Below are 20,187 nucleotides of genomic sequence, written 5' to 3'. Positions count from 1 at the left end.
GTAATGCTTCTGATTTGAATGGAGAATATAATTGGATAAAAAAATAATACAAAATATAAATATAATCGGTTTTTTATCACCTGCCCTCATTCTCATCGTATTGTTTTATTTTGCGCCCTCTATAATGGCCCTTGTTTATTCATTTACAGACAAAACCCTTATCGGTGTAAAATCGCAAAACTTTGGTTTTGTCGGTTTGAGCAATTATACCAAAATGTTTTCGGATCCCCGGTACATCAAGTCTTTAATCAATACAGCCGTCTTTTTGCTCTTTTCCGCTGTCCTGGGACAGCAGATACTGGGATTTACAATCGCCCGTTTTATGGAGAAGCAGGGAAAAACCCTGCAGCGCCTTGTCGGCACTTCCGTTCTCCTTGGATGGGTCACCCCTGAAGTCGTAGTTGCTTTTGTTTTTTTTGCATTCTTCAATACCACCGGATCCCTGAATAACCTGTTGGGAGTCTTCGGTATCAAACCTATTGCCTGGTTGTTTGATTACGGGATGCTGGCTGTCATCCTGGCCAATATCTGGAGAGGAACAGCCTTTTCGATGCTGATGTATCAGTCTGCCCTGGCTAATGTTCCGGATGATTCAATCGAAGCCGCATGGCTCGATGGTGCCAACAGCTGGCAGCTATTATTTAAGATCATACTTCCAATCATAAAAGGAACCATCGTAACAAATACAATCCTGGTTACCTTACAGACCATTGGTTTATTTGGCCTTATTTTTGCCCTGACCGGCGGCGGGCCGGGTTATGATACAACTACAGTTCCAATTTATATGTATCAAAAATCTTTTATTTCCTATCAGCTGGGATATGGGACTGCCATGGCCATCGTTCTTCTCATCTTTGGAATACTGCTGAGTGCCCTCTATATGAAAAGCTTCAAGCATGAAATGTAATCTTGTTATGTCTCGTTTTAGAACCTGAATCAACGATCCGGAAGGATATTGTTTTTCATTTAATTTAATCCCAGGAGTATCAAATGGGTCAATCAATCCCGGAAATCACTACTAAACGAAGATCCTTTTACATCAAAAGGCTTCTACGGAACAAGGGCGCCAATGTCTCTCTTATATTTGTTATGGTCCTGTTCATATGGCCGATGCTTTGGCTGGTCTTTGCCTCTTTTGATGCGAATGCCCCTCTCAGAGTCAGAATCCCCGAGAAATTCACTCTGGATAATTACAGAGAAGTGTTAACCAATGGTTCAAACTACCGATCTTTTCTCAACAGTTTTATCCTGTCATTTTCTCAGGCGACCCTGGTTGTCATTTTGTCCATTCTGGCTTCCTATCCCTTGTCCCGGTATAATATCAAAGGGAAGGGGACTCTTATGTACAGTCTGTTGTTTCTGACGGGCCTGCCTATCACAGCCATTATGGTTCCTGTCTACATGGTTTTTTTTGAGTTGAAAATAATCAATTCCCTGATCTCCACCACTCTGTTTCTTGTCTCCACTGCATTGCCCTACAGCATTTGGATGATGAAGAATTTTCTGGATGATGTTCCTATCACTCTGGAAGAGGCTGCCTGGATTGATGGCGCCAGCACGCTTCAAACGATCCGGCACATTATTTTACCAGCCATTTTGCCAGGACTTCTTGTTGTTTTCATATTCACGTTTTCAGGGAGCTGGGGAAATTTTTTCGTCCCCTTTATACTGATCAGTTCCGTCGAGAAAATGCCGGCCTCTGTGGCCATCTATCAGTTCTTTGGTGCCTATGGAACGGTTCAATTCGGACAGTTGGCGGCCTTTTCCCTGCTTTATACCCTCCCCATTGCCGGCTTATACATTTTGTCACAAAGATTTATGTCCAATGGATTTTCTCTTGGGGGTTCTATTAAATAGTCTTAGAATTTATCCATCAGAATGTCTTTAAATTAAAATATTACAAGGTAGAAAATAATTATGAACCACAGTCTTATGTTTACATATGAAAAAAGTGAAAAAATGCTGAGCCTCCTTGAACCCAGGAGGTACACCAGGATTTTCAACAATTTTGATATTCAGTTTTGCAGTGGAAAGGAACTGGATGAATCCAGAATCCAGACCATAAAACCTGGCTTCCGCTGGGGTGGGTATAATCAGTACGGCTGGCTCATTCTCAATATAAATCTCCCCGAATATTTCAAGGATAAACTGGTTACCGGTCTTTTTGACTTTGGAAGAACCGGGATGGGGAATAACAGCGGTTTTGAGTCTTTGTGCTACCTCAATGGTGAAAAATACCAGGGGGTAGACCTGAATCATCAGGAAGTCCTCCTTCCCGAGGGGCTGGTCTCTTTCGAAATGAAATTTCTGCTTTGGGCCGGGTTGGATGGCGGAGGAAATGAAGCCGAACTCGGCCTGACTCATGAGATCAAAAAATGCCTTTTTTCAGTCCTGGACAAGAAAATTGACTATTTTTATTACCTGCTGAAGGCCCTTCTTCAAACACTGAAGCAGATGGATCAAGGCAGCAGCCTGTATCAGAAACTGATGAATTTACTAAACCAGGTTTACAACAGGATCTCTCTGAATAACCCTGAGAAAATGATTCAGGATATCTATGATGCCCATATTTTTCTGGAAAAAGAACTTTCAGTACTACGGGAAGACCACTCTGACACCGTGCGCTGTCTGGGACATACTCATATAGATGTCGCCTGGCTCTGGACCCTGGATCATACCCGGGAAAAGGCGCAGCGCTCTTTTGCGACTGTCTTAAGGCTGATGGAGCGCTACCCTGATTATATTTTTTTCCAGTCACAGCCTCACATCTATGACAAATTGAAGCAGGATGCACCGGAAATCTATAAACAGATCAAAGAGAGGGTCAAGGAAGGAGTCTGGGAGCCTAACGGCGGCATGTGGGTGGAAGCCGACTGCCTTCTGACCGGAGGAGAGTCTCTTGTGAGGCAGCTGCTTTATGGAAAAGCCTTCTTCAATGAGGAATTCGGAGTCGAAAGCAATGTGCTCTGGCTTCCCGATGTCTTCGGGTATTCTGCTGCTCTGCCTCAGATCCTGAAGCTGGCTGACATCGATTCCTTCATGACGACGAAAATAAGCTGGAATCAATACAATCGAATTCCCAATGATACCTTTAACTGGCGCGGCATCGATGGTTCAGAAGTCATCACTCATTTTGTGACGACTCCTACCCTCGGAGATGCCGGAGATCTGGAGTCCCTCGATTTTTATACCTACAACGGCATGATAACAGCCAGCTCCATCAACGGTATCTGGAACAGCTACAGCAACAAGGGTTTTACTGATGAGCTGCTCCTGAGCTACGGCTATGGTGATGGGGGTGGGGGTGTCACGAGAGAGATGCTCGAGATGGTAGATAAACTGGATAAAATTCCAGGAAATCCCAAGCTGGTAACCGGGAAAGCAGGGGAGTATTTTGAGAAACTTCAGGATCTCAAAAAGGAAAAAGGATTGAACACCTGGGATGGTGAGCTTTATCTTGAGTTCCATAGAGGCACCTTTACCTCCCAGGCTAAAACAAAGAGATTCAATCGGAAGCTGGAATATGCACTGCGCAACAGTGAAGTGCTAGCCCTTATGGAGGGAACAGATTCATACCCGAGTGATTTCTTTGAAGCCCATTGGAAAGAAGTTTTGACCCGGCAGTTCCATGATATTCTTCCCGGGTCCAGTATCACAGAAGTGTATGATGAAGCAGAAAAAACGTATACAAAACTTGAAGCTTCATTGAATGAGAAAATACAGGATACAGTGAATGAAATGAAGTGTCCTGGTTCGGGTTATGCTCTGTTCAATCCAAATTCATTTGCTACTCACGAGACAGTTTTTGTCGCCGGTGATGTCCCCGGGGCATTTCTGGACGAGGGTGGTCAGGGAGTTCCTTCCCAGAGGAGCCTTCAAAAAGATGGATTCTATCTCTCGGTAGAGCTGGCGCCCCTTTCCTTTAAAAATCTCAATCTTGTATCCTCTTCCGAGAGAAGGGATGAACAGAATAATCAGGATTCTCGTACTGATCTGAGAGAAGTGGAAGATCAGCATTACAGGATTAAATGGAATAATGCCGGTAAAATCACGTCTCTGCTGCAGAAGTCGGCGGGAAAGGAACTCGTTCCCGAGGGGAAATTCTACAATGATCTAAAGACTTTTGAGGATAAGCCAAGGCATTTCGATGCCTGGGAGCTGGAACCCTATTATAGGGAAAAATGCATACCCGTTGATGATCTGATATCATCCAGATTGATTGAAGATGGACCTGTTCTTAAAATTATCGAATTTGTCTGGAAATACCAGTCTTCTTCAATTACTCAGTATATGAAGTTGTATGCTGATACGGAGCGGATTGACTTTGACACGACAGTGGATTGGCAGGAGCGGAATACCCTTCTCAGAACATTTTTTGAGACGGATATACGCAGCACCCGGGCGAGTTATGATATTCAGTTTGGACATGTGGAAAGGAATACTCATGACAACACCATCTGGGATTTCGCAAAATTTGAAGTTCCTGCACAAAAATGGAGTGATCTTTCCCAGAGAGGCCGAGGTCTGGCACTTCTTAATGACTGTAAATATGGTTACAGCATCAAGAATTCCACCCTGGGCATGTCTCTGTTGAAATCTGCAGAGGCTCCGGATAAGACGGCGGATTGGGGTATTCATGAGTTCTGCTATTCCGTTCTACCTCATGACGGTGATATTTATACGGCCGGCGTTGAGAAGGAATCCCTGATTCTGAATAATCCTGCTCAGGTATTTGAAGGGCATGTCGGAAATACTGAGACATTTGTCAGCCTTGACCGGGAGAATATTCTTATTGATGCGGTCAAACTATCGGAAGATGGAAAGGCTGTGATAATCAGAATGCATGAATATGCGGGTATGGAATGCGATTTAAAGGTGGAGAGCCTGATTGATTTTAATCATGGGGTCTCGTGAATCTCCTTGAAAGACCGATGAGTGAGCGATTCGCAGGGGATATTGCCTTGTCATTCAGACCTTTTGAGATCAAAACACTGGCTTTATTCCTGGTCTAAGGGATTAGACACGGTCGTTTAACCGGGAGTTTCAGCCGTAAAACCTGCTGAATCTCTCCCGGGCCAGGGTTTATCCCCCTGGTTGTTCTTTTCTCTTATACCGGTTGCTCATCTCCTGAGATATGGCGTAAAACTGATCGACTTCCATTTCCTGGGATTTGGTTAATTGTCTCAGCCTAGCATCCTGCCGCCGGGAAACAAGGTTATTCAAGACTCCCTCTTTGACCAGACTGTACCGTGCATTTGCCGGATAAAACTGGCATTCAATCACAGAGGCTAATCCCAGGTAGTCCTGCAGGCTCTGGGCATCTTCACCCATCTCCTGCCAATCGTGGCAGAGCCTGTAGTACAAGTCGCTGTGAAAGTTTGTCATGATGCCGCTATAACCGGCATAGCCTTCCTTTAAACTCATCAGGAGTGTGGCTGCATTGGCGTTAAAGAACTGAACCTTTGATCCCTTGGATAAGGCGGCCCGCTTTTTGATCATCGGGGGGTCGCAACAGGTATCCTTGATAAACTCAAAGCGGTTCATGCCAATCAACTCTTTGACAAGTTCGATAGATAGAACTCTTTTATAAGGGTAGGGGCATTCATAAAATCCCAATGGAATATCTGTGGGCAGTTTTTTCAATAAGCGGTTCAGATTTTTAAGCCATTTGGAATCGTTTTCCCAGGGCGCAGCCAGACGGTTACTGACCAGTACAAGAGCGTCAGCGCCAGAGTCAGCCATGGCTTGAAGGTCATCAATCTGACCCTCAATTGTATCGGATACATGACCCGAGGCCATCACAGGATAACGGCCTCCCGCATATTCAACTGTGCTCCGGCATAAGGACGCCCGTTCCTCCCGGCTGAGCTCAAACATGGCACTGGATTGGCAGACGGCAAACAGGCCGTCAATGCCTCTGTGAATATACCACTCAATCAGGTTTTTCAGAGCTTCATAGTCAATGGATAAATCCTCGTGAAAGGGGGTAATCATTGTGGGGTATACCCCCGGGGTAATTTCTTTTCTCATCAATAATTCCTTTGTTTTTTACATTCCCATCAAATTGGGGAGGAACGTGACAATTTGTGGTATGAAGGTCACCATAAAAAGCACTCCGAAAAGTACGAGCAGCATGGGCAGTATCTCTTTGATCACCTCTATCAGGGGTGTTTTGGATATCCCCGACACCACAAACAGAAGCATTCCGAAGGGGGGAGTGGAGAGACCAATCATCATGTTGAGCGTGATCATCACACCAAAATGCACCAGATCAATGCCTAGAGTATTCACCAGGGGCAGTACTATGGGAATAAAAACCAGGGTGATGCACATGGTGTCGATAAACATGCCCAGGACAATGAAAACAATATTAATCAAAAGGAGCAGGACATATTTGTTATTTGTTATTGTCAGGAGCCACCCGGCAACTTCATCGGGAATGTGTTCAATAGCCACGATGTAGGAAAAGGCATAGGCCGTTCCCACAAGGAGTGACAGAGTTCCCGTTGTCTTGACTGTGTTCATGATCACCTTGAGGAGATCTTTGAATCCCATGGCCCTATATACAAAAAATGATACGAAAATGGCATAGAGTGCCGCCAGGGCTCCCGCCTCTGTGGGGGTCACGATACCGCTGTAGATACCCCCCAGGAGAACCACGATGGAAAGCAGCGCGGGGAGGGCTTTCACTGTGATAGCCATAGCATCCCGGAGAATCAGTTTTTCACCTCTGGGATAATTCCGTATCCGTGCTACAACCGCGATATACCCCATCAGAGCCAGGCCGATAAAAATCCCGGGAACCATGCCGCCGATAAAAAGGGCACCGATGGACGCTCCAGAGAGCATGGAGTAAAAGATCATGGGAATGCTGGGAGGAAAGATGGGTCCAATGGTTGCGGATGCAGCTGTGATGGCGCTGCTGAACCCCCGTTCATAACCATGATCGTTCATGGCTTTGATTTCCATCATTCCCAAACCGGATGCATCCGCCAGGGCAGACCCGGTCATTCCGGAAAAGATGATGGAGGCAACCACATTCACATGTCCCAGAGCCCCCCGTTTTCTTCCAACAATCACGTTGGCAAAACGGAAAATCATATCAGTGATCTTCCCGCTGTTCATGACTTCTGCCATAAAGACGAAGAGGGGAACAGCAATCAGAACGAATTTAGAGTTCATATTTGACAGAAACTGTGAAGCCGCCATACTGATATCAGCTGACAGTCCGGGAGCCAGGGCGAAGTAAAAAAACGAGGCCATCAGCATGCCCGGTGCGATGGGAATTCTGATCAGGAATATGAGAAGAAAACAGAGCATAAAAACAAGTAGAGCTATATTCATGAAAGGTCTCCCTTTATCAGTTTCCGCGTGTCTCTGTATATATCCACAGTGTACCGGCCGATCATAAAAGCGAGAAAAATTACAAAGGGGAGAAACACAAGATCCATAGGGATCTTGAGGACATTGGATTTTTTGTAACCCATAAACAGGACGTATTTCCAGGAAGGAATCAGCCCAATCGCAAAGGAAAGAACAAGCAGACTGTGGCCGATGAGTCTCATCCAGATCTGTATGAGAGGACTCACCGCATCATAAACCATGGTAAAGGCGACATGAGCATCCTCTCTTTTTGCAAATAAACCGCCTAAGAGAGAGGTCCAGATAAAACAAATGAGAGATAGTTCCAGGGTCCATGTGAGGGGCTTGAGGAAATACCGGAAGAAAATTCCAGTTATAAATACGATAAAGAGGGTCACAAAGGCGGCAAAGGGGATGTAAATTTCTATTGTATCAATAAATAGTTTGCCTGCTCTTTTCAATGCTGTTTTCATTCATATACCTTTACAAAAAACAGGTGAGGCCCTCAGGCCTCACCGGAAAAATCAATTCCTATTTTAATACTATTTGACCATTCCCTGAACCTTGTCATATAGGTCCCAGTCCCAGTCTTTGGATATGTCTTTGCTTTCTGTCAAATAAGAGTTTTTTGCATAATCGGCAAAGGCCTTCACATCCGGATCTTCGATGATGATCATACCTTCACCCTTGAAGAAGTCAAGGATTCCCGCTTCTGTTTCAAGGTTCTGTTTATCACAGGCTATTCTGGCTTTATCAACGGATTTCAATACCCATTCTTTCTGTTTGTCAGAAAAAGACTGCCATTTCTTTTCATTAATGGTGGGCCAGGTGGAGTCTACGACATGATTAGTCAAAACGATGTATTTAGTGACTTCGTAGAATTTCGCATTTTTATCTGTTCCCAGAGGGTTGTCCTGACCTTCAACAGCTCCTGTCTTCAGGCCCATATAGACTTCACCAAAAGACATGGGAGTGGGGTTGCCGCCCAGAGCTTTTCCAAGAGCAATCCAGGAGGGACTACCGGGAGTTCTCAGTTTCACGCCGGCCATATCTGCCGGAGTTCTGACTGGGCCCACTTTTTCAACAAGGTTGAGCTGTCTGGTGCCCAGATAATAGGCGCCTAGAGGGCGGATTCCCTGAGAATCGACAACATCCTGAAAAATTTTCTTTCCGATTTCTCCATTGAGAACCTTTGTCATGTGGTCATAACCCTGAAAGGTATAAACCGCAGAAAACATGGACAGGTAAGGAACAAATTCGGCCAGCCAGGGAGCGCTGGTATAAACCATGTCTACTGTCCCTTGCCGTACCGCATCCTGTTCTCCTTCCTGAGGAAAGAGTTGGCCTGAATGATAGACGTTAACCTTCATGGTTCCGCCGGAGAGTTTTTCGAGTTCCTTCTTAAACACGGTCATGGCTTCTGTATGGGCATCTCCGGGAACACTGACAGATGAAAAGTTAATTTCGATGACTTTGTCTGTGCCTGTTTCTGCCTGACCTTCTGAGAATGCCAGGGTAATTGAAAAGATACTGATTAATAATAGAGTGAGCAGTTTCTTCATAGAGTGACTCCTTTTATTGGATATAAAAAATCATCCTTTGTTTTAAGGATAGGGAAATTGTATTATGACTTGTGTCACAAGTCAATAGTTAAATTTAAGACTTGACATAGGACAGGACAGGGGTACAATAAAATCTATCATTTGTCTATAATTGCCTGAGAGAAAAATATGTATAGAGATATTGCACCCCTTAAAAAAGTAAAAGTTTCGGATGAAGTGACCTATGCCCTGGAAAATATCATTGTAGAAAACGATCTTGTTTCCGGTGATATACTCCCATCTCAGGCAGAATTGTCGGAAAAGCTCAAAGTGGGGACCAGATCCATTAGGGAAGCCATCCGCTCGTTGGAATCCCGGGGGATGGTTGAGACCAGGCAGGGTAAGGGTGTTTTCATTAAAGAAACCAACATAGACAACTTTCTGGAAACTCTGATGGGCTCTTTTGTATTTCACTTTCCCAGTCAGAAGGATCTTCTCATCGACCTGACCAATACAAGACGCATCATCGAATCACAAGCCATCTACGATGTTGCCATTGATCCTCCCCAGGGTTTTATCTCCCGCTTTGCTCATCTGATAGAAGAGCTGGATCAAAAGGCCGGTGAAAATAAGATTGATGCCTACAATATCCTTGATTTTGAGCTGCATAAGTCCATCATTGAGGCTACAGATAATAAAATCCTTATCTCCCTCTACAAACACCTCACTCAATTGATGATGCGGAGTTTCTCCAAGACAGGCTATGTGCGGGGTAGTTTGGAAACCAGTATCGCCGACCATCATGCAATGCTGAAGGCTATCGTCAACAAAGATGGGGATCAGGCTAAAAAGACGATGGAAAAGCATATCAGACTCACCCTTATTAAGGTTGAAAACATGAGTTCCGATGAGTAAACCCTGAGGCTTCTATAATCTAAAAAATTAATAAAATATTTTTTCGGCTTTTGATGCGGCTCCTCTCTTTCATCAGAATCGGGTCTGGATGTGAGAACTTCTGGCGAAAGAAAAGACAGAATTGCCATACAGGTTAATTGATTCGTCTATTTTCATGCCGCATTTGTTTAAAATATTAATGGAAGCCGTATTTTCATGAAAGGCAACACCATAGATAGTCTTTAAATGTATAATTTCCTACCCATGATTAATCATCAATTTAACTGTTCCAAAAGCAAACCCCTGACCCCGGGAGTCCTGGATTAAACCTTGAGTGCGTAGTTAAGGTCTGGAAGTATGATTGATATTTTTCTTAATTATCAGAGATCAATATGGGTCATTTATATTGTCTATATTGTCATGATTTTTGAAACCAGTTCCATTCTGCTGTTAACATTTGTTTTTTCAAAGATATGAGACACATGTGTACGGGCGGTGGTGAAGGAGATAAAAAGTTTATTTCCGATCTCCTTATTGGAATAACCCTTAAGGATTAATTCTAGAACTTCTGATTCTCTGGGACTGATATTAAAAGTATCCAGGAAAGATTGGTCTGCCCTTGTTTTATTGGGAATGGTGCCTAATCTTGTCAGATAATGAAGTACAACCCCGACTGAAACAATACTCCACATAGCGAGGAAAAGAAAATCAAGGGAGATAAAATTCATTCCTCTTTTACCCAGATAATGAAGAGAGATATATACAATTGCTGATAGTGGTGCAAAAATCATGGTAATGATTCCCATTTTATTTATCAGAATCTGAAGCGCCTGATTCCAGTTCTTGTCAATGCCTCTCCTGAAGGACACTCCAACAAAAAAAAGATAAAATGAAATTATTGAAATCATATAGGGGTATAGAAGCATGGTTAAGGGTAGACCGAAAACATAAAAAATAATCGTTCTTACTATTTGGAGAATAAAAATAAACGCCGTAGGGGCAAAGGCAATGACCGGGGTTATATTTTTTAACTGAACTAAAACTTTGTAAATAAAATAATAGACCAGTGTTCCAATCGCTGTTCCTATGATGACATTTATGATCATCGGGATGTGAAGATTGAAACCCAGAGCAGAAAAAAATGTATCCACAAGGATTCTTGCGACACTTATCAGTAAAGTAAGATACAGATAAAATAAATATTTGGTTAATGGTGTTTTCAGACACTTGTGAAGATAGCCAATGCTGGCGGAACCAACACACCCTAATGAGAAAAACAGTATATAGACAATCACTATTGCTGGTTTCATATTAGGGTATGTTAGTAATAACAAATTTTGTTGTCAAGGGATTCTTTTGTAATACACCAGGTTAAAGTCGCGGAAAAAACATTCCCGTCTCATCTTTATATACATCGTATTCAAGTCCAAATTCAGATCTCATATCCTTTTCCTCTTTTCTGGCTAATCTTACGTAGATAAAAAGAAGAACCGGCCACATCAGCAATTGAGGGATTGTTAACCATTCAAGCATCATACCAAGGGTTATTAAAAATAGACCTGTGTATTGAGGATGTCTTATATATTGATATATACCATCCTGAACCAGTTTTCCACTCCCTTTTTCACGGCTCCAGTAACGGTCGTAAATCTGCTGCCAACCTGAAATAATCAGTATAAGTCCGATTCCCATGAACAGAATTCCAATATACATACCTGCATGTCCTATTGAGTCAATGAGAGTATGTCCCCAGAAGATGCCTTCCGGTAAATTGACTCTAAATGCCCAGGCTGCAAAATACAAGGAAAAGGGAATTCCGAACATTTCCAGTGCAAAAGCGATTACAAACGCAATATATACTGATTTGGGTTTATAAGCGCTTTTCCTATAGAAGGGCAGGAATAACAGGATGAGAGAGTATAAAACAATCCAGACTATTACAGCCCACCACATATTATAATGTTCTAATGACTTTTGCATTATCTAAAAACTGAATCCATATTGGATCTTACCAAAGAAGGCTCCGGTTAACGTGATGTCGTCTGCAAAAGGTGTATTAGTTTCTTTTATATTCCTGTACCCTAAATCAAGAGAAAGACTGTGGGCCGGGCATAATGTGTATTCCGCAGTCATGGCTATCGTCTGCATGGGGATTTCAAGTTTATCCAGATACTCTTCAGTCCATACCAGATCATCTCTTAAATCTTCCTCATAACGGAACTGCACGAGCTGCATACCCACTCCTAATCGCACACCCAGATCCCATTTCTCATTTACATTCCAATGAGGCTGTATAAAAATTTCAGAGAATCCTGATTCTGCCTGATAGGCATTATCCAGAGCGTCTTTATATTCTCTTTCAAGAGTATGAAAAGCACTTCCGCTAATTCCAACATTCATCCATTGATACAAAGGATATGACAGTGTTGCATCAAGTGATATTACAGGTTCGTTATCAAGTTGTGTAATTCCACTACCCAGATAAACTTTAAAAGATGTCTCAGAATTTGTATTTCCGAAGAGGAAAGATGTTAAGAGACCCAGCAGACAGATAATTGTTAATTTTTTCATAATCAACTCCTTAGTTAAGATGAATGAAAGTTAACAGCTGGTCCTTTGAATCACTATTCTACATATGTATGATTTGCATAATTTGAGATAAATACGACGAATGTACTATATGAAAAGTGATGGATGGGGAGTTGATTTAGACCGCCCAGCTCCGGGGTCAGGGAGGGATGAATTTATCTTCCGGGGTACACGGCCTCTGTGGGACCGATATAGACTTGCCGGGGACGTCCAATTTTGAAGGGTACACTGTCGTGCATCTCCTCCGGGCAATTAAAACGGCTTTGAACGACTGAGGCAATCAGTTTCAGGTATTCAATCCTGTCTTTTGCTGCAGTCTCGGCATCCGGAACCATGGGAGCACTTGCCAGAACACTGTTCCCTGGTATTCGCTTTTTTCACTGTACCGATGACTGCTTTGAAATCCACATTCCCATAACCTGGAGTCAGTGAATTTGAATCCTTGAAATGCATATGCCAGAAGTGGGGATGGGCACCCATCACAGCTTCGAAGGGATTCAGTTCTTCAAAATTGGCACTTTTCACTCTATAAATCCACAGAATCCCACTTTTTCAGAGCAATTCCCTTCATTTTTATTTCCATTTCTCCTGCATAGATTATAGAGCAGGTCTCCGGAGCCTCACCAGAATAGCGCATCCACTTTTCGAGACCAGATGCAAAATCTGTTGTGAACGTCTTTCCCGACTTAATCTCGACCGACCGGATTACCTTTCCATCTTCATACACAACATCAATCTCAGTTCCTGTATTATCCCGCCAGAAGTATAATTCAGGTGTAAGCCCTTTGTTGAGACGATTCTTCAACATTTCGGCAACAACAAAACTTTCGAAAACATTACCCCTGTTTGGATGTAAGAACAGTTGTTCCGCATCATTTATGCCAAGCAACCTGCATAGGAGGCCGGTATCAATAAAGTAGATCTTTGGACTTTTTACCAGCCGTTTTCCAAAGTTGTTGTGATACGGTTTCAGAAAAAAGATAATGCCACTCGATTCGAGTACAGAAAGCCATGCTTTGGCCGTGTTATGTGTAGTTCCGCAGTCCATAGCTAAAGCGCTCAAATTCACCAATTGCCCGACCCGGGAAGCACACATCTTTACAAAGGTCTGGAATTGACCCAAATCCTTTACATTAATCACAGAACGGACATCCCGCTCAATATATGATGAAATGTAGTTTGTATACCAATCATAAGGAGTTACATCACGATCAAATAAAGGAGGATAAAACCCTTTCAGAACTGTCTCAAAGGGATCAAGTATTGTTATTTCGGCACCTTTGAGTTCCTGTACTGAAAAAGGATACAACGTCAAGAACGCCGCCCTGCCTGCTAGGGATTCAGTCACATGGTTAAGCAAATTGAACTGCTGGGAACCGGTTACAATATACCGGCCGGGAGTTGTATCCTTATCTATTACTGTTTTCAGATACACAAAAATTTCCGGAACAGCCTGAGCTTCATCGAGTATCAGGCCCCCTTTATATCTATCTAAAAGTCCTCGGGGATCTTCGCGGGCAAGGCGTGCTATATCGGGATCTTCAAGAGATAAATAGGATTTATGGGGAAAAGCTTTCCTGGCAAGGGTCGTTTTGCCTGATTGCCTTGGTCCGGTTACACAAATGACAGGAAACCCTTTGGCAAGGCGGTGGAGGGTTGCTTCCGCAGTTCTTTGGATCATGGTTTCATAGTAGCTATGGCTTTACATTCTGTCAATTCAATTCTCAATTTGTAAAAAATTTCCTTCCCACAGGAATACATCGGGCATTGCCCGGACATTCGCCCCATGGCGAAGAGTAGAGTGAACATCTCTGTGGGAAAATCCATCTTTCGATGAAATACTCATCTTGCAGGGCCGCCTCTTAATGAACCACATTATTACTATCCAGCATGCTTTATTCTTCTTGGAACAGCTTGCAAATGTAAACCGAGTGCTTCGATTATTTTTAAGACTGTTGAGAGCTCTGGGTTTCCGGACGGAGACAAAGCTTTGTACAAACTTTCTCGACCGAGGCCTGTATCTTCAGCAATTTTAGACATACCTTTAGCACGGGCGATATCACCAAGTGCTGCCGCTATTAGAGATGTGTCATTTTCCTCAAATGCTGCTTCCAGGTAAGCTGCAATATCTTCTTCGTTATTGAAATGTTCTACGGGATCCCAGAAAGTAGTGTTTTCTTTTTTCATTTCTAATCCTCCACCAATCGGGCCAGTTCTTGTGCTTTTTTTATATCCATTTTTTGAGTGGATTTCTTTCCCCCTGCTAATAGGATGATTCTAATTTCATTTCTTTCTACAAAGTAAACCCTGTATCCTGGCCCATAATCTACTCGAAGTTCAAAAACTCCCCTTCCTACGGATTTTACATCACCAAGGTTTCCTAATGATATCCGTTTAATGCGAATATCAATTCGCGCTCTTGCTCTTCGATCCCTTAGCGTTTTAAACCACTTTTTGTATGTTTCTGTCTGGCGTACTTCAAACATCTTAATAAGGTGTATCTCACAGGATACCTTCTGTCAACATATTTTTCCATCCCCTTTCTAAGGGGAATTTCCGATAGCGTTTTGCGTCTAGTGGCAAAGTCCTCTGCAAGCGAAGGATTTGGGCGAAGGGGCTTGTTCCCGTAGCCACATATTCGCTGTTGTTATCGGCTGGGGCTGGGCTATGAAATCCCATTAAGCCGCGGCACGGATGGCGCTTAAAAATCACATCCCGTTTCATATCCTGACCGAGGGTATATTTATACTCCCTCGGAAAGCCCTTTGTGAACTCGAAAACTTTGAGTATCAGCTGATACACATCACTTCGACAAGCTCAGTACGGCGCCTGAAATACCTTTAAATCGTCATATAGTGGCATTATTGAAAAAAATTTTAACTTAGGTTGACAGAAATCTCACTTCCTCGCCAGACTAGATCCGCTGACAGTTTTACATAAAAAGATTGTGAGCAATAAAGAAAATGATAAAGGAGGCGGCCAAAGGTAAATGCACCCTTCTCACTCTTTTCTGTGTCAGGTCAGTTTTAAGAACCGAACCGGTGATGAAAAGGAAGGTGAGAGCAATCAGTGTGAAACTACCCATTATCAATACCATTGAGAAATCAAAGTTGTAGAGCTCTTTCATAAAAATAAAACCAGGAAGAGATAGAATGAAAATGGCCAGCAGGGCTATGACAGGGTGCAGATGAGCGGTCACTTTTGACAGGGTTTTATAAAATGGTGATGTCAGAAATGGGACCTTTTTTCTCAGGTGAATTGATGCTTTTCTCAGAGGATAGAAAATTACGGCTGCAAAGGCGAAAAAGGCACCAATGCTGCCCAGAGAAAGGGCGAAGGAGTAAAGAGCAGATGGGTTCATTTGTGACAGGAATCCGGAGAAAATATCCACTGTTACCAGGGCCAGCAACAACACCAGGGCTGTTATCATAATGATTTTGTACTTCTGTGATATTTTCTTTGCAAAGTTTTCAATTTCAATTTTCATCGTTTTATTTCCTATGGCTTAATAACCAGAGATACCCTGCAAAACCTGAGCCTGATATGTGGAAATCCTAACACTCAAGTCCATGGATGACAAGCAAGTACTGGGTGAAGCTCCGATGAGGCCGGATCAGATTCCTGACTGCTTTCATTGCCGGACGGTCCAGTAGGGACCGCCCAGCTCCGGGATCAGGGAGGTCTGCATTTATCTTCCGGGGTACACAGCCTCTGCGGGACCGATATAGACTTGCCGGGGACGTCCGATTTTGAAGGGTACGCTGTCGTGCATCTCCTTCCACTGGGCGATCCAGCCCGGCATTCGTCCCATGGCGAAGAGTACAGTGAACATCTCTGTGGGAAAACCCATCTCTCTGTAGAGGATTCCGGAATAAAAATCCACATTAGGGTAGAGTTTTCTCTCGATGAAATACTCATCTTTCAGGGCCGCCTCTTCCAGTTCTAGAGCAATATTCATGAGGGGGTCGTCCATATTCCTATTCTTGAGGAAGGACTGGGCTTCCTGTTTCAGAATCTTCATTCTGGGGTCGAAGTTCCTGTATACTCTATGGCCGAAACCTGACAGTTTGAAGCCACTGTTCTTATCCTTGGATTTTTCAATGACCGATTTGACAGGCAGCTTCTCCCTGTGGATCAGTTCCAGCATCTCAATCACTTCCTGGTTGGCTCCACCATGGAGAGGTCCCCACAAGGCGCAGATTCCTGCGCAGACTGATGAGTAGAGATTGACTTTTGAACTGCCTACAAGTCGCACTGTCGAGGTGCTGCAGTTCTGTTCATGGTCTGCATGTAGGGTGAGGATCATATTCAGCAGGCGTTCCGTTTCCGGATCAATCTCATAGGGTTTGACGGGACTGTCAAACATCATATTGAGGAAATTGCTGCAGTAGGGGAGGTCATGCCGGGGGTATACCAGAGGCTCTCCGATGGATCGTTTATAAGAGAAGGCAGCAATGGTTCTGATTTTGGAAATCAGCCTGGACGCCATCAGTTTGTAGACTTCATCATCATTCTCATCCACAAAGTACTGAGGGTAGAAAATACTCATGGCATTGACCATGGTGCTGAGGATAGACATGGGATGGGCCGTCGGCGGAACGGAATGGAAAAACTTGATCATATCCTCATGAAGCATGGAGTTCTCTGTCAGCTGCTGTGAGAACTCAGATCTTTCTTCCTGATTGGCAAATTTCCCATGAACCAGGAAATAGGCGACTTCGGTGAATCGGGCATTGGTAGCCAGATCCTCGATATTGACTCCACGGTATTTGAGTATCCCCTTATCACCATCAACAAAAGTGATGGCACTTTTACAACTCCCTGTATTCTGGTATCCGCTGTCCAGGGTGATAAAACCGCTGTCCTTTCTCAAATTCGTAATGTCAATTGCCTTCTCTCCCATGGTTCCTGTAACCAGGGGCAGTTCGACAGTATGACTTCCCAGATCCAGTCGTGCATTAGCCATTTTACATCTCCCTCGTGTGATGCTTTATAGTGTTTTCCGTATTATAGCTGTACGGGTTCAGGCATATCAACTCCTGTTGGCTTCTATTATATACCGTATCGCTTCCGCCACGCCGACCCGGTTGTTGGTCCGGACTTTTTTGATTCAGGCTGATTCGTTTCAGTTTGAGGCTCTTGTCTGTCTGGTTCCCCTTCAATGAAGTTGTGAATGTCTTCATTTTTATTGACCCCTCACCCTGCCGGGTATAAACTGGTGTTATTCATATCAATAATATATTATATAGGAGTTTGTGAATGCAGTACCGAACCATGCCGGGGTCCGATGAAAAACTTTCTGCCTTAGGGTATGGCTGCCTGCGGCTGCCTACATTCGTCGGTGGGCCGGCATCCAATCTGATCGACAAAGAGAAAGCCCTCCGGCAGATACGCCATGCCATTGATAAGGGGGTCAACTACCTCGATACCGCCTATCCCTACCATCTGGGGGCTTCGGAAAGTTTCCTGGGAGAGCATGTCCTGAAAGACGGATACAGGGAAAAGGTGAAAATCGCCACCAAACTGCCCTGTATGATCATCAATAGATCTGAATCATTTGAGGAAATCTTTCAGAATCAGCTGAATAAGCTTCATGTAGATACCATCGACTACTATCTGCTACACGGTCTGAACGGCATCACCTGGGACAAGATGAAAAATCTGGGAATCCGGGATTTTATGGACCGCTTGAAGGATGAGAAGAGAATCAGGCATATGGGTTTTTCCTTCCATGGAAGGAAGGAAGACTTCATGAGGATTGTGGATGAGTATGACTGGGAGTTCGTTCAGATACAGTTCAATATTATTGATGAACATATTCAGGCGGGAATTGAGGGACTGGAGTATGCTCATAAAAAGGGAATGGGAGTCATTATCATGGAACCCCTCCGCGGCGGGTCCCTTGTTGGAAAAATCCCGGCAGAAGTAAAGAAAATATATGATTCTGCAGTAGTTAAGAGGAGCCCGGCCGACTGGGCCCTCCGCTGGGTCTGGGATCATCCAGGGGTCACTATGGTCCTTTCGGGGATGAATGTGGATGAGCATATTGAAGAAAATCTGAGGATTGCCGGGGAAGCTCTTCCATTGAGCCTGACCGAAGATGACAAAAAAATTATTAAACGTGTCCGGGACAAGTATGCCGAGCTTCTTCAGGTGGGATGTACCGGCTGCGCCTACTGCATGCCCTGCCCTGCGGGGATTGATATACCTGCTGTTTTCAAAAATCTGAACAACTACCATATGTTTTCCAAAACCGAAGCCTTGCTGCGGCATATGGAGTACATGGGGATCGAAACTCCTGATGGTAAACCCCGCTGGACCAACAGCTGCATCAACTGCGGCAGATGTGAAACCAAATGCCCTCAGTCCATTCCTGTCAGATCAGTCTTCAAAAAAGTTCGGAAAGAACTGGAACACCCCGTCACCAAGGGGGCTGCTCTGGCGGCTCGGATCATAATTAAAAGAATCCCGAAAGTGGAGGCATTTCTGATCTGGAGGAGAAGGAAGAAATCTTCAGTTTGAATATCACCCAAAAGACTAGTCTGAATAGTGTTGAATCGTCTCTCATCTCTATCCAGACACTGATGTTAAGGTATTGAATGCAAAGTTATCGTATCGAACTACTACTCCTATCATTCCTTTTTTTGTTGACAGATTGAAAAACTCCTCTTAATATGATCACGAGTCCATGTGGATACGTGTCCACATTCGTTTTATTTCAGGAGTAGAATATCATAACCCGAAAAGATGTTGCCGAAAAAGCAGGAGTTTCCCCCGCCGTTGTCTCAAGGGTCATTAATGATTCGGGTTATGTGGCCGAGGAGAAACGGAAGCGGGTTCTGAAGATAGTGAAGGAGCTGGGCTACAATCCCCATCCCGTGGCTGTCTCTCTCAAGAAAAACCGGACTAAGCAGATCCTGTATTATGTTGTGGACTTAAAGAATTACTATTACATGGAAATGTACCGGGGAATGGTTGAATACGCCGCCTCTAAAGGGTACGTCTTTATAATTGCCGGGTATATGGAGAGTCGGCAGATTGGTAGTTTAATGGTCGATGGAATACTTCTGCCCTCTGAGGATGTAGCCTCTAATGAATTTCTTCAGGAAGTCAAGGTTCCCATGGCCATCGCCGGGTATGACATGCCTTATTCTCTCGATATATTGCGCATCAATGTAAAAGTCAGTCAGGCTGTTCATATTGCTTATGACCATCTGAATGATTTGGGTCATAGAAAAATTGCCTATGCCTCTATGGATACATCGAATGATCGTGATCCGCGTCAAAATGCTTTTTTGAGATGTGCTCTGGACAAGGGAGTTGTTAATCCATCATCCCTGATCCTCGGGCCATCCAAAGTCGAAAAGACCATGGGTGAAATGAATTTTTATGAGGCCGGTACATTGGCCGCAAACCAGTTTCTGGAGAGGTCGTTGGATGTCAGCGCCATTCTCTGTTTCAATGATGATATAGCCATTGGAATGCTCAGTGTACTGAATGAGCAGGGTATTTCAATTCCCGATGAGCTGTCTATCATCGGGATCGACGGTCACTTCGGGGGAATCTATACAACTCCGGCATTGACAACAGTTTCATTAAAACCGGATCTCCATGGAAGGGAGTGTGCCAGAGCCTTGATAAACCTGATTGAAGGGAATCCTCAGGACAATGTACCTGAAATTGTTCCTCATCTTGTAATCAGGAAGAGCACCAGAGCAAATGCGGAAAAATGATTTTATTTTTCAAATTGTGGACACGTGTCCATATTAGATATATATCAGTTTCAATTTTTAAAAGGAGT

At 43.8% G+C, this 20,187-nt stretch carries 20 protein-coding genes; 7 read left to right on the top strand and 13 right to left on the bottom strand.

Features of this window, described 5'->3' with window-relative positions; translation table 11 throughout:
* Window positions 1-31: 31 nt before the first annotated feature.
* The 4 genes from PF479_RS18545 to PF479_RS20870 all read left to right on the top strand — a co-directional run bounded on the left by PF479_RS18545 (window position 32) and on the right by PF479_RS20870 (window position 5,012).
* Window positions 32-907: a carbohydrate ABC transporter permease gene (locus PF479_RS18545; RefSeq protein ID WP_298009909.1), complete on the top strand. Its 876-nt coding sequence runs from the start codon at window positions 32-34 to the stop codon at window positions 905-907.
* Window positions 908-990: 83 nt separating this feature from the next.
* On the top strand, window positions 991-1,857 hold the full coding sequence (locus PF479_RS18540; RefSeq protein ID WP_298009905.1) for a carbohydrate ABC transporter permease: 867 nt from the start codon (window positions 991-993) through the stop codon (window positions 1,855-1,857).
* 60 nt (window positions 1,858-1,917) lie between these two features.
* Window positions 1,918-4,914: a glycoside hydrolase family 38 C-terminal domain-containing protein gene (locus PF479_RS18535; protein ID WP_298009902.1), complete on the top strand. Its 2,997-nt coding sequence runs from the start codon at window positions 1,918-1,920 to the stop codon at window positions 4,912-4,914.
* A gap of 17 nt (window positions 4,915-4,931) precedes the next feature.
* Window positions 4,932-5,012 (top strand): hypothetical protein, encoded by an 81-nt coding sequence (locus PF479_RS20870; protein ID WP_367277262.1) that lies wholly within the window; start codon window positions 4,932-4,934, stop codon window positions 5,010-5,012.
* A gap of 70 nt (window positions 5,013-5,082) precedes the next feature.
* On the opposite strand, the gene PF479_RS18530 is transcribed toward PF479_RS20870, so the two are convergent.
* The 4 genes from PF479_RS18530 to PF479_RS18515 all read right to left on the bottom strand — a co-directional run bounded on the left by PF479_RS18530 (window position 5,083) and on the right by PF479_RS18515 (window position 8,924).
* On the bottom strand, window positions 5,083-6,030 hold the full coding sequence (locus tag PF479_RS18530; RefSeq protein ID WP_298009899.1) for a dihydrodipicolinate synthase family protein: 948 nt from the start codon (window positions 6,028-6,030) through the stop codon (window positions 5,083-5,085).
* 18 nt (window positions 6,031-6,048) lie between these two features.
* Window positions 6,049-7,344, bottom strand: a complete 1,296-nt coding sequence (locus tag PF479_RS18525) for a TRAP transporter large permease (RefSeq protein ID WP_298009895.1) — start codon at window positions 7,342-7,344, stop codon at window positions 6,049-6,051.
* The gene (locus tag PF479_RS18520; protein ID WP_298009892.1) at window positions 7,341-7,835 is read right to left on the bottom strand and encodes a TRAP transporter small permease; all 495 of its coding nucleotides are present in this window, start codon (window positions 7,833-7,835) and stop codon (window positions 7,341-7,343) included. The genes PF479_RS18525 and PF479_RS18520 overlap by 4 nt, the downstream gene beginning before the upstream one ends.
* 69 nt (window positions 7,836-7,904) lie before the next feature.
* A complete protein-coding gene (locus PF479_RS18515) occupies window positions 7,905-8,924 on the bottom strand; it encodes a sialic acid TRAP transporter substrate-binding protein SiaP (RefSeq protein ID WP_298009890.1) in 1,020 nt (339 codons plus the stop codon).
* A gap of 168 nt (window positions 8,925-9,092) precedes the next feature.
* Here PF479_RS18515 and PF479_RS18510 point away from each other — a divergent pair, with 168 nt between their 5' ends.
* Window positions 9,093-9,818, top strand: coding sequence for a FadR/GntR family transcriptional regulator (locus PF479_RS18510; RefSeq protein WP_298009887.1), 726 nt, complete (start codon window positions 9,093-9,095; stop codon window positions 9,816-9,818).
* 389 nt (window positions 9,819-10,207) lie between these two features.
* Here PF479_RS18510 and PF479_RS18505 read toward each other — a convergent pair whose 3' ends face one another.
* The 9 genes from PF479_RS18505 to PF479_RS18465 all read right to left on the bottom strand — a co-directional run bounded on the left by PF479_RS18505 (window position 10,208) and on the right by PF479_RS18465 (window position 17,352).
* Window positions 10,208-10,948 carry a response regulator transcription factor gene (locus PF479_RS18505; RefSeq protein ID WP_298009884.1) on the bottom strand — a complete coding sequence of 247 codons (741 nt, stop codon included), beginning with the start codon at window positions 10,946-10,948 and terminating at the stop codon, window positions 10,208-10,210.
* A gap of 220 nt (window positions 10,949-11,168) precedes the next feature.
* Window positions 11,169-11,510: an isoprenylcysteine carboxylmethyltransferase family protein gene (locus tag PF479_RS18500; protein WP_298009882.1), complete on the bottom strand. Its 342-nt coding sequence runs from the start codon at window positions 11,508-11,510 to the stop codon at window positions 11,169-11,171.
* 270 nt (window positions 11,511-11,780) lie between these two features.
* Window positions 11,781-12,368, bottom strand: coding sequence for a hypothetical protein (locus PF479_RS18495; protein ID WP_298009880.1), 588 nt, complete (start codon window positions 12,366-12,368; stop codon window positions 11,781-11,783).
* A 312-nt stretch (window positions 12,369-12,680) separates the two neighbouring features.
* Window positions 12,681-12,911 carry a hypothetical protein gene (locus tag PF479_RS18490; protein WP_298009877.1) on the bottom strand — a complete coding sequence of 77 codons (231 nt, stop codon included), beginning with the start codon at window positions 12,909-12,911 and terminating at the stop codon, window positions 12,681-12,683.
* Window position 12,912: 1 nt separating this feature from the next.
* On the bottom strand, window positions 12,913-14,067 hold the full coding sequence (locus PF479_RS18485) for an ATP-binding protein (protein WP_298009874.1): 1,155 nt from the start codon (window positions 14,065-14,067) through the stop codon (window positions 12,913-12,915).
* Window positions 14,068-14,267: 200 nt separating this feature from the next.
* Window positions 14,268-14,573: an addiction module antidote protein gene (locus PF479_RS18480; RefSeq protein ID WP_298009871.1), complete on the bottom strand. Its 306-nt coding sequence runs from the start codon at window positions 14,571-14,573 to the stop codon at window positions 14,268-14,270.
* A 2-nt stretch (window positions 14,574-14,575) separates the two neighbouring features.
* Window positions 14,576-14,872: a type II toxin-antitoxin system RelE/ParE family toxin gene (locus tag PF479_RS18475; protein ID WP_298009869.1), complete on the bottom strand. Its 297-nt coding sequence runs from the start codon at window positions 14,870-14,872 to the stop codon at window positions 14,576-14,578.
* A 446-nt stretch (window positions 14,873-15,318) separates the two neighbouring features.
* Window positions 15,319-15,873, bottom strand: coding sequence for a hypothetical protein (locus PF479_RS18470; protein ID WP_298009866.1), 555 nt, complete (start codon window positions 15,871-15,873; stop codon window positions 15,319-15,321).
* Between the two features lie 201 nt (window positions 15,874-16,074).
* Window positions 16,075-17,352: a citrate synthase gene (locus PF479_RS18465; protein WP_298009864.1), complete on the bottom strand. Its 1,278-nt coding sequence runs from the start codon at window positions 17,350-17,352 to the stop codon at window positions 16,075-16,077.
* A gap of 293 nt (window positions 17,353-17,645) precedes the next feature.
* Here PF479_RS18465 and PF479_RS18460 point away from each other — a divergent pair, with 293 nt between their 5' ends.
* Entirely contained in the window at window positions 17,646-18,908 is a 1,263-nt protein-coding gene (locus PF479_RS18460; RefSeq protein WP_298009862.1) for an aldo/keto reductase, read from the top strand.
* Window positions 18,909-19,117: 209 nt separating this feature from the next.
* The gene (locus tag PF479_RS18455) at window positions 19,118-20,119 is read left to right on the top strand and encodes a LacI family DNA-binding transcriptional regulator (RefSeq protein ID WP_367277261.1); all 1,002 of its coding nucleotides are present in this window, start codon (window positions 19,118-19,120) and stop codon (window positions 20,117-20,119) included.
* The last annotated feature ends 68 nt before the right edge of the window (window positions 20,120-20,187 follow it).

Source organism: Oceanispirochaeta sp., from assembly GCF_027859075.1.
Lineage (GTDB): Bacteria > Spirochaetota > Spirochaetia > DSM-2461 > DSM-2461 > Oceanispirochaeta.
The sequence above is the reverse complement of the archived record's forward strand: the minus strand, read 5'-3'. Positions and strand labels throughout refer to the sequence as shown.

Excerpts from the sequence above, each read along its gene's own strand:
- PF479_RS18515 (WP_298009890.1), bottom strand. The coding sequence starts at position 8,924 with ATGAAGAAACTGCTCACTCTATTATTAATCAGTATCTTTTCAATTACC.
- PF479_RS18540 (WP_298009905.1), top strand. The coding sequence starts at position 991 with ATGGGTCAATCAATCCCGGAAATCACTACTAAACGAAGATCCTTTTAC.
- PF479_RS18535 (WP_298009902.1), top strand. The coding sequence starts at position 1,918 with ATGAACCACAGTCTTATGTTTACATATGAAAAAAGTGAAAAAATGCTG.
- PF479_RS18470 (WP_298009866.1), bottom strand. The coding sequence starts at position 15,873 with ATGAAAATTGAAATTGAAAACTTTGCAAAGAAAATATCACAGAAGTAC.
- PF479_RS18520 (WP_298009892.1), bottom strand. The coding sequence starts at position 7,835 with ATGAAAACAGCATTGAAAAGAGCAGGCAAACTATTTATTGATACAATA.
- PF479_RS18495 (WP_298009880.1), bottom strand. The coding sequence starts at position 12,368 with ATGAAAAAATTAACAATTATCTGTCTGCTGGGTCTCTTAACATCTTTC.
- PF479_RS18475 (WP_298009869.1), bottom strand. The coding sequence starts at position 14,872 with ATGTTTGAAGTACGCCAGACAGAAACATACAAAAAGTGGTTTAAAACG.
- PF479_RS18510 (WP_298009887.1), top strand. The coding sequence starts at position 9,093 with ATGTATAGAGATATTGCACCCCTTAAAAAAGTAAAAGTTTCGGATGAA.
- PF479_RS18500 (WP_298009882.1), bottom strand. The coding sequence starts at position 11,510 with ATGTATATTGGAATTCTGTTCATGGGAATCGGACTTATACTGATTATT.
- PF479_RS18460 (WP_298009862.1), top strand. The coding sequence starts at position 17,646 with ATGCAGTACCGAACCATGCCGGGGTCCGATGAAAAACTTTCTGCCTTA.
- PF479_RS18525 (WP_298009895.1), bottom strand. The coding sequence starts at position 7,344 with ATGAATATAGCTCTACTTGTTTTTATGCTCTGTTTTCTTCTCATATTC.
- PF479_RS18465 (WP_298009864.1), bottom strand. The coding sequence starts at position 17,352 with ATGGCTAATGCACGACTGGATCTGGGAAGTCATACTGTCGAACTGCCC.
- PF479_RS20870 (WP_367277262.1), top strand. The coding sequence starts at position 4,932 with ATGAGTGAGCGATTCGCAGGGGATATTGCCTTGTCATTCAGACCTTTT.
- PF479_RS18485 (WP_298009874.1), bottom strand. The coding sequence starts at position 14,067 with ATGATCCAAAGAACTGCGGAAGCAACCCTCCACCGCCTTGCCAAAGGG.
- PF479_RS18530 (WP_298009899.1), bottom strand. The coding sequence starts at position 6,030 with ATGAGAAAAGAAATTACCCCGGGGGTATACCCCACAATGATTACCCCC.
- PF479_RS18480 (WP_298009871.1), bottom strand. The coding sequence starts at position 14,573 with ATGAAAAAAGAAAACACTACTTTCTGGGATCCCGTAGAACATTTCAAT.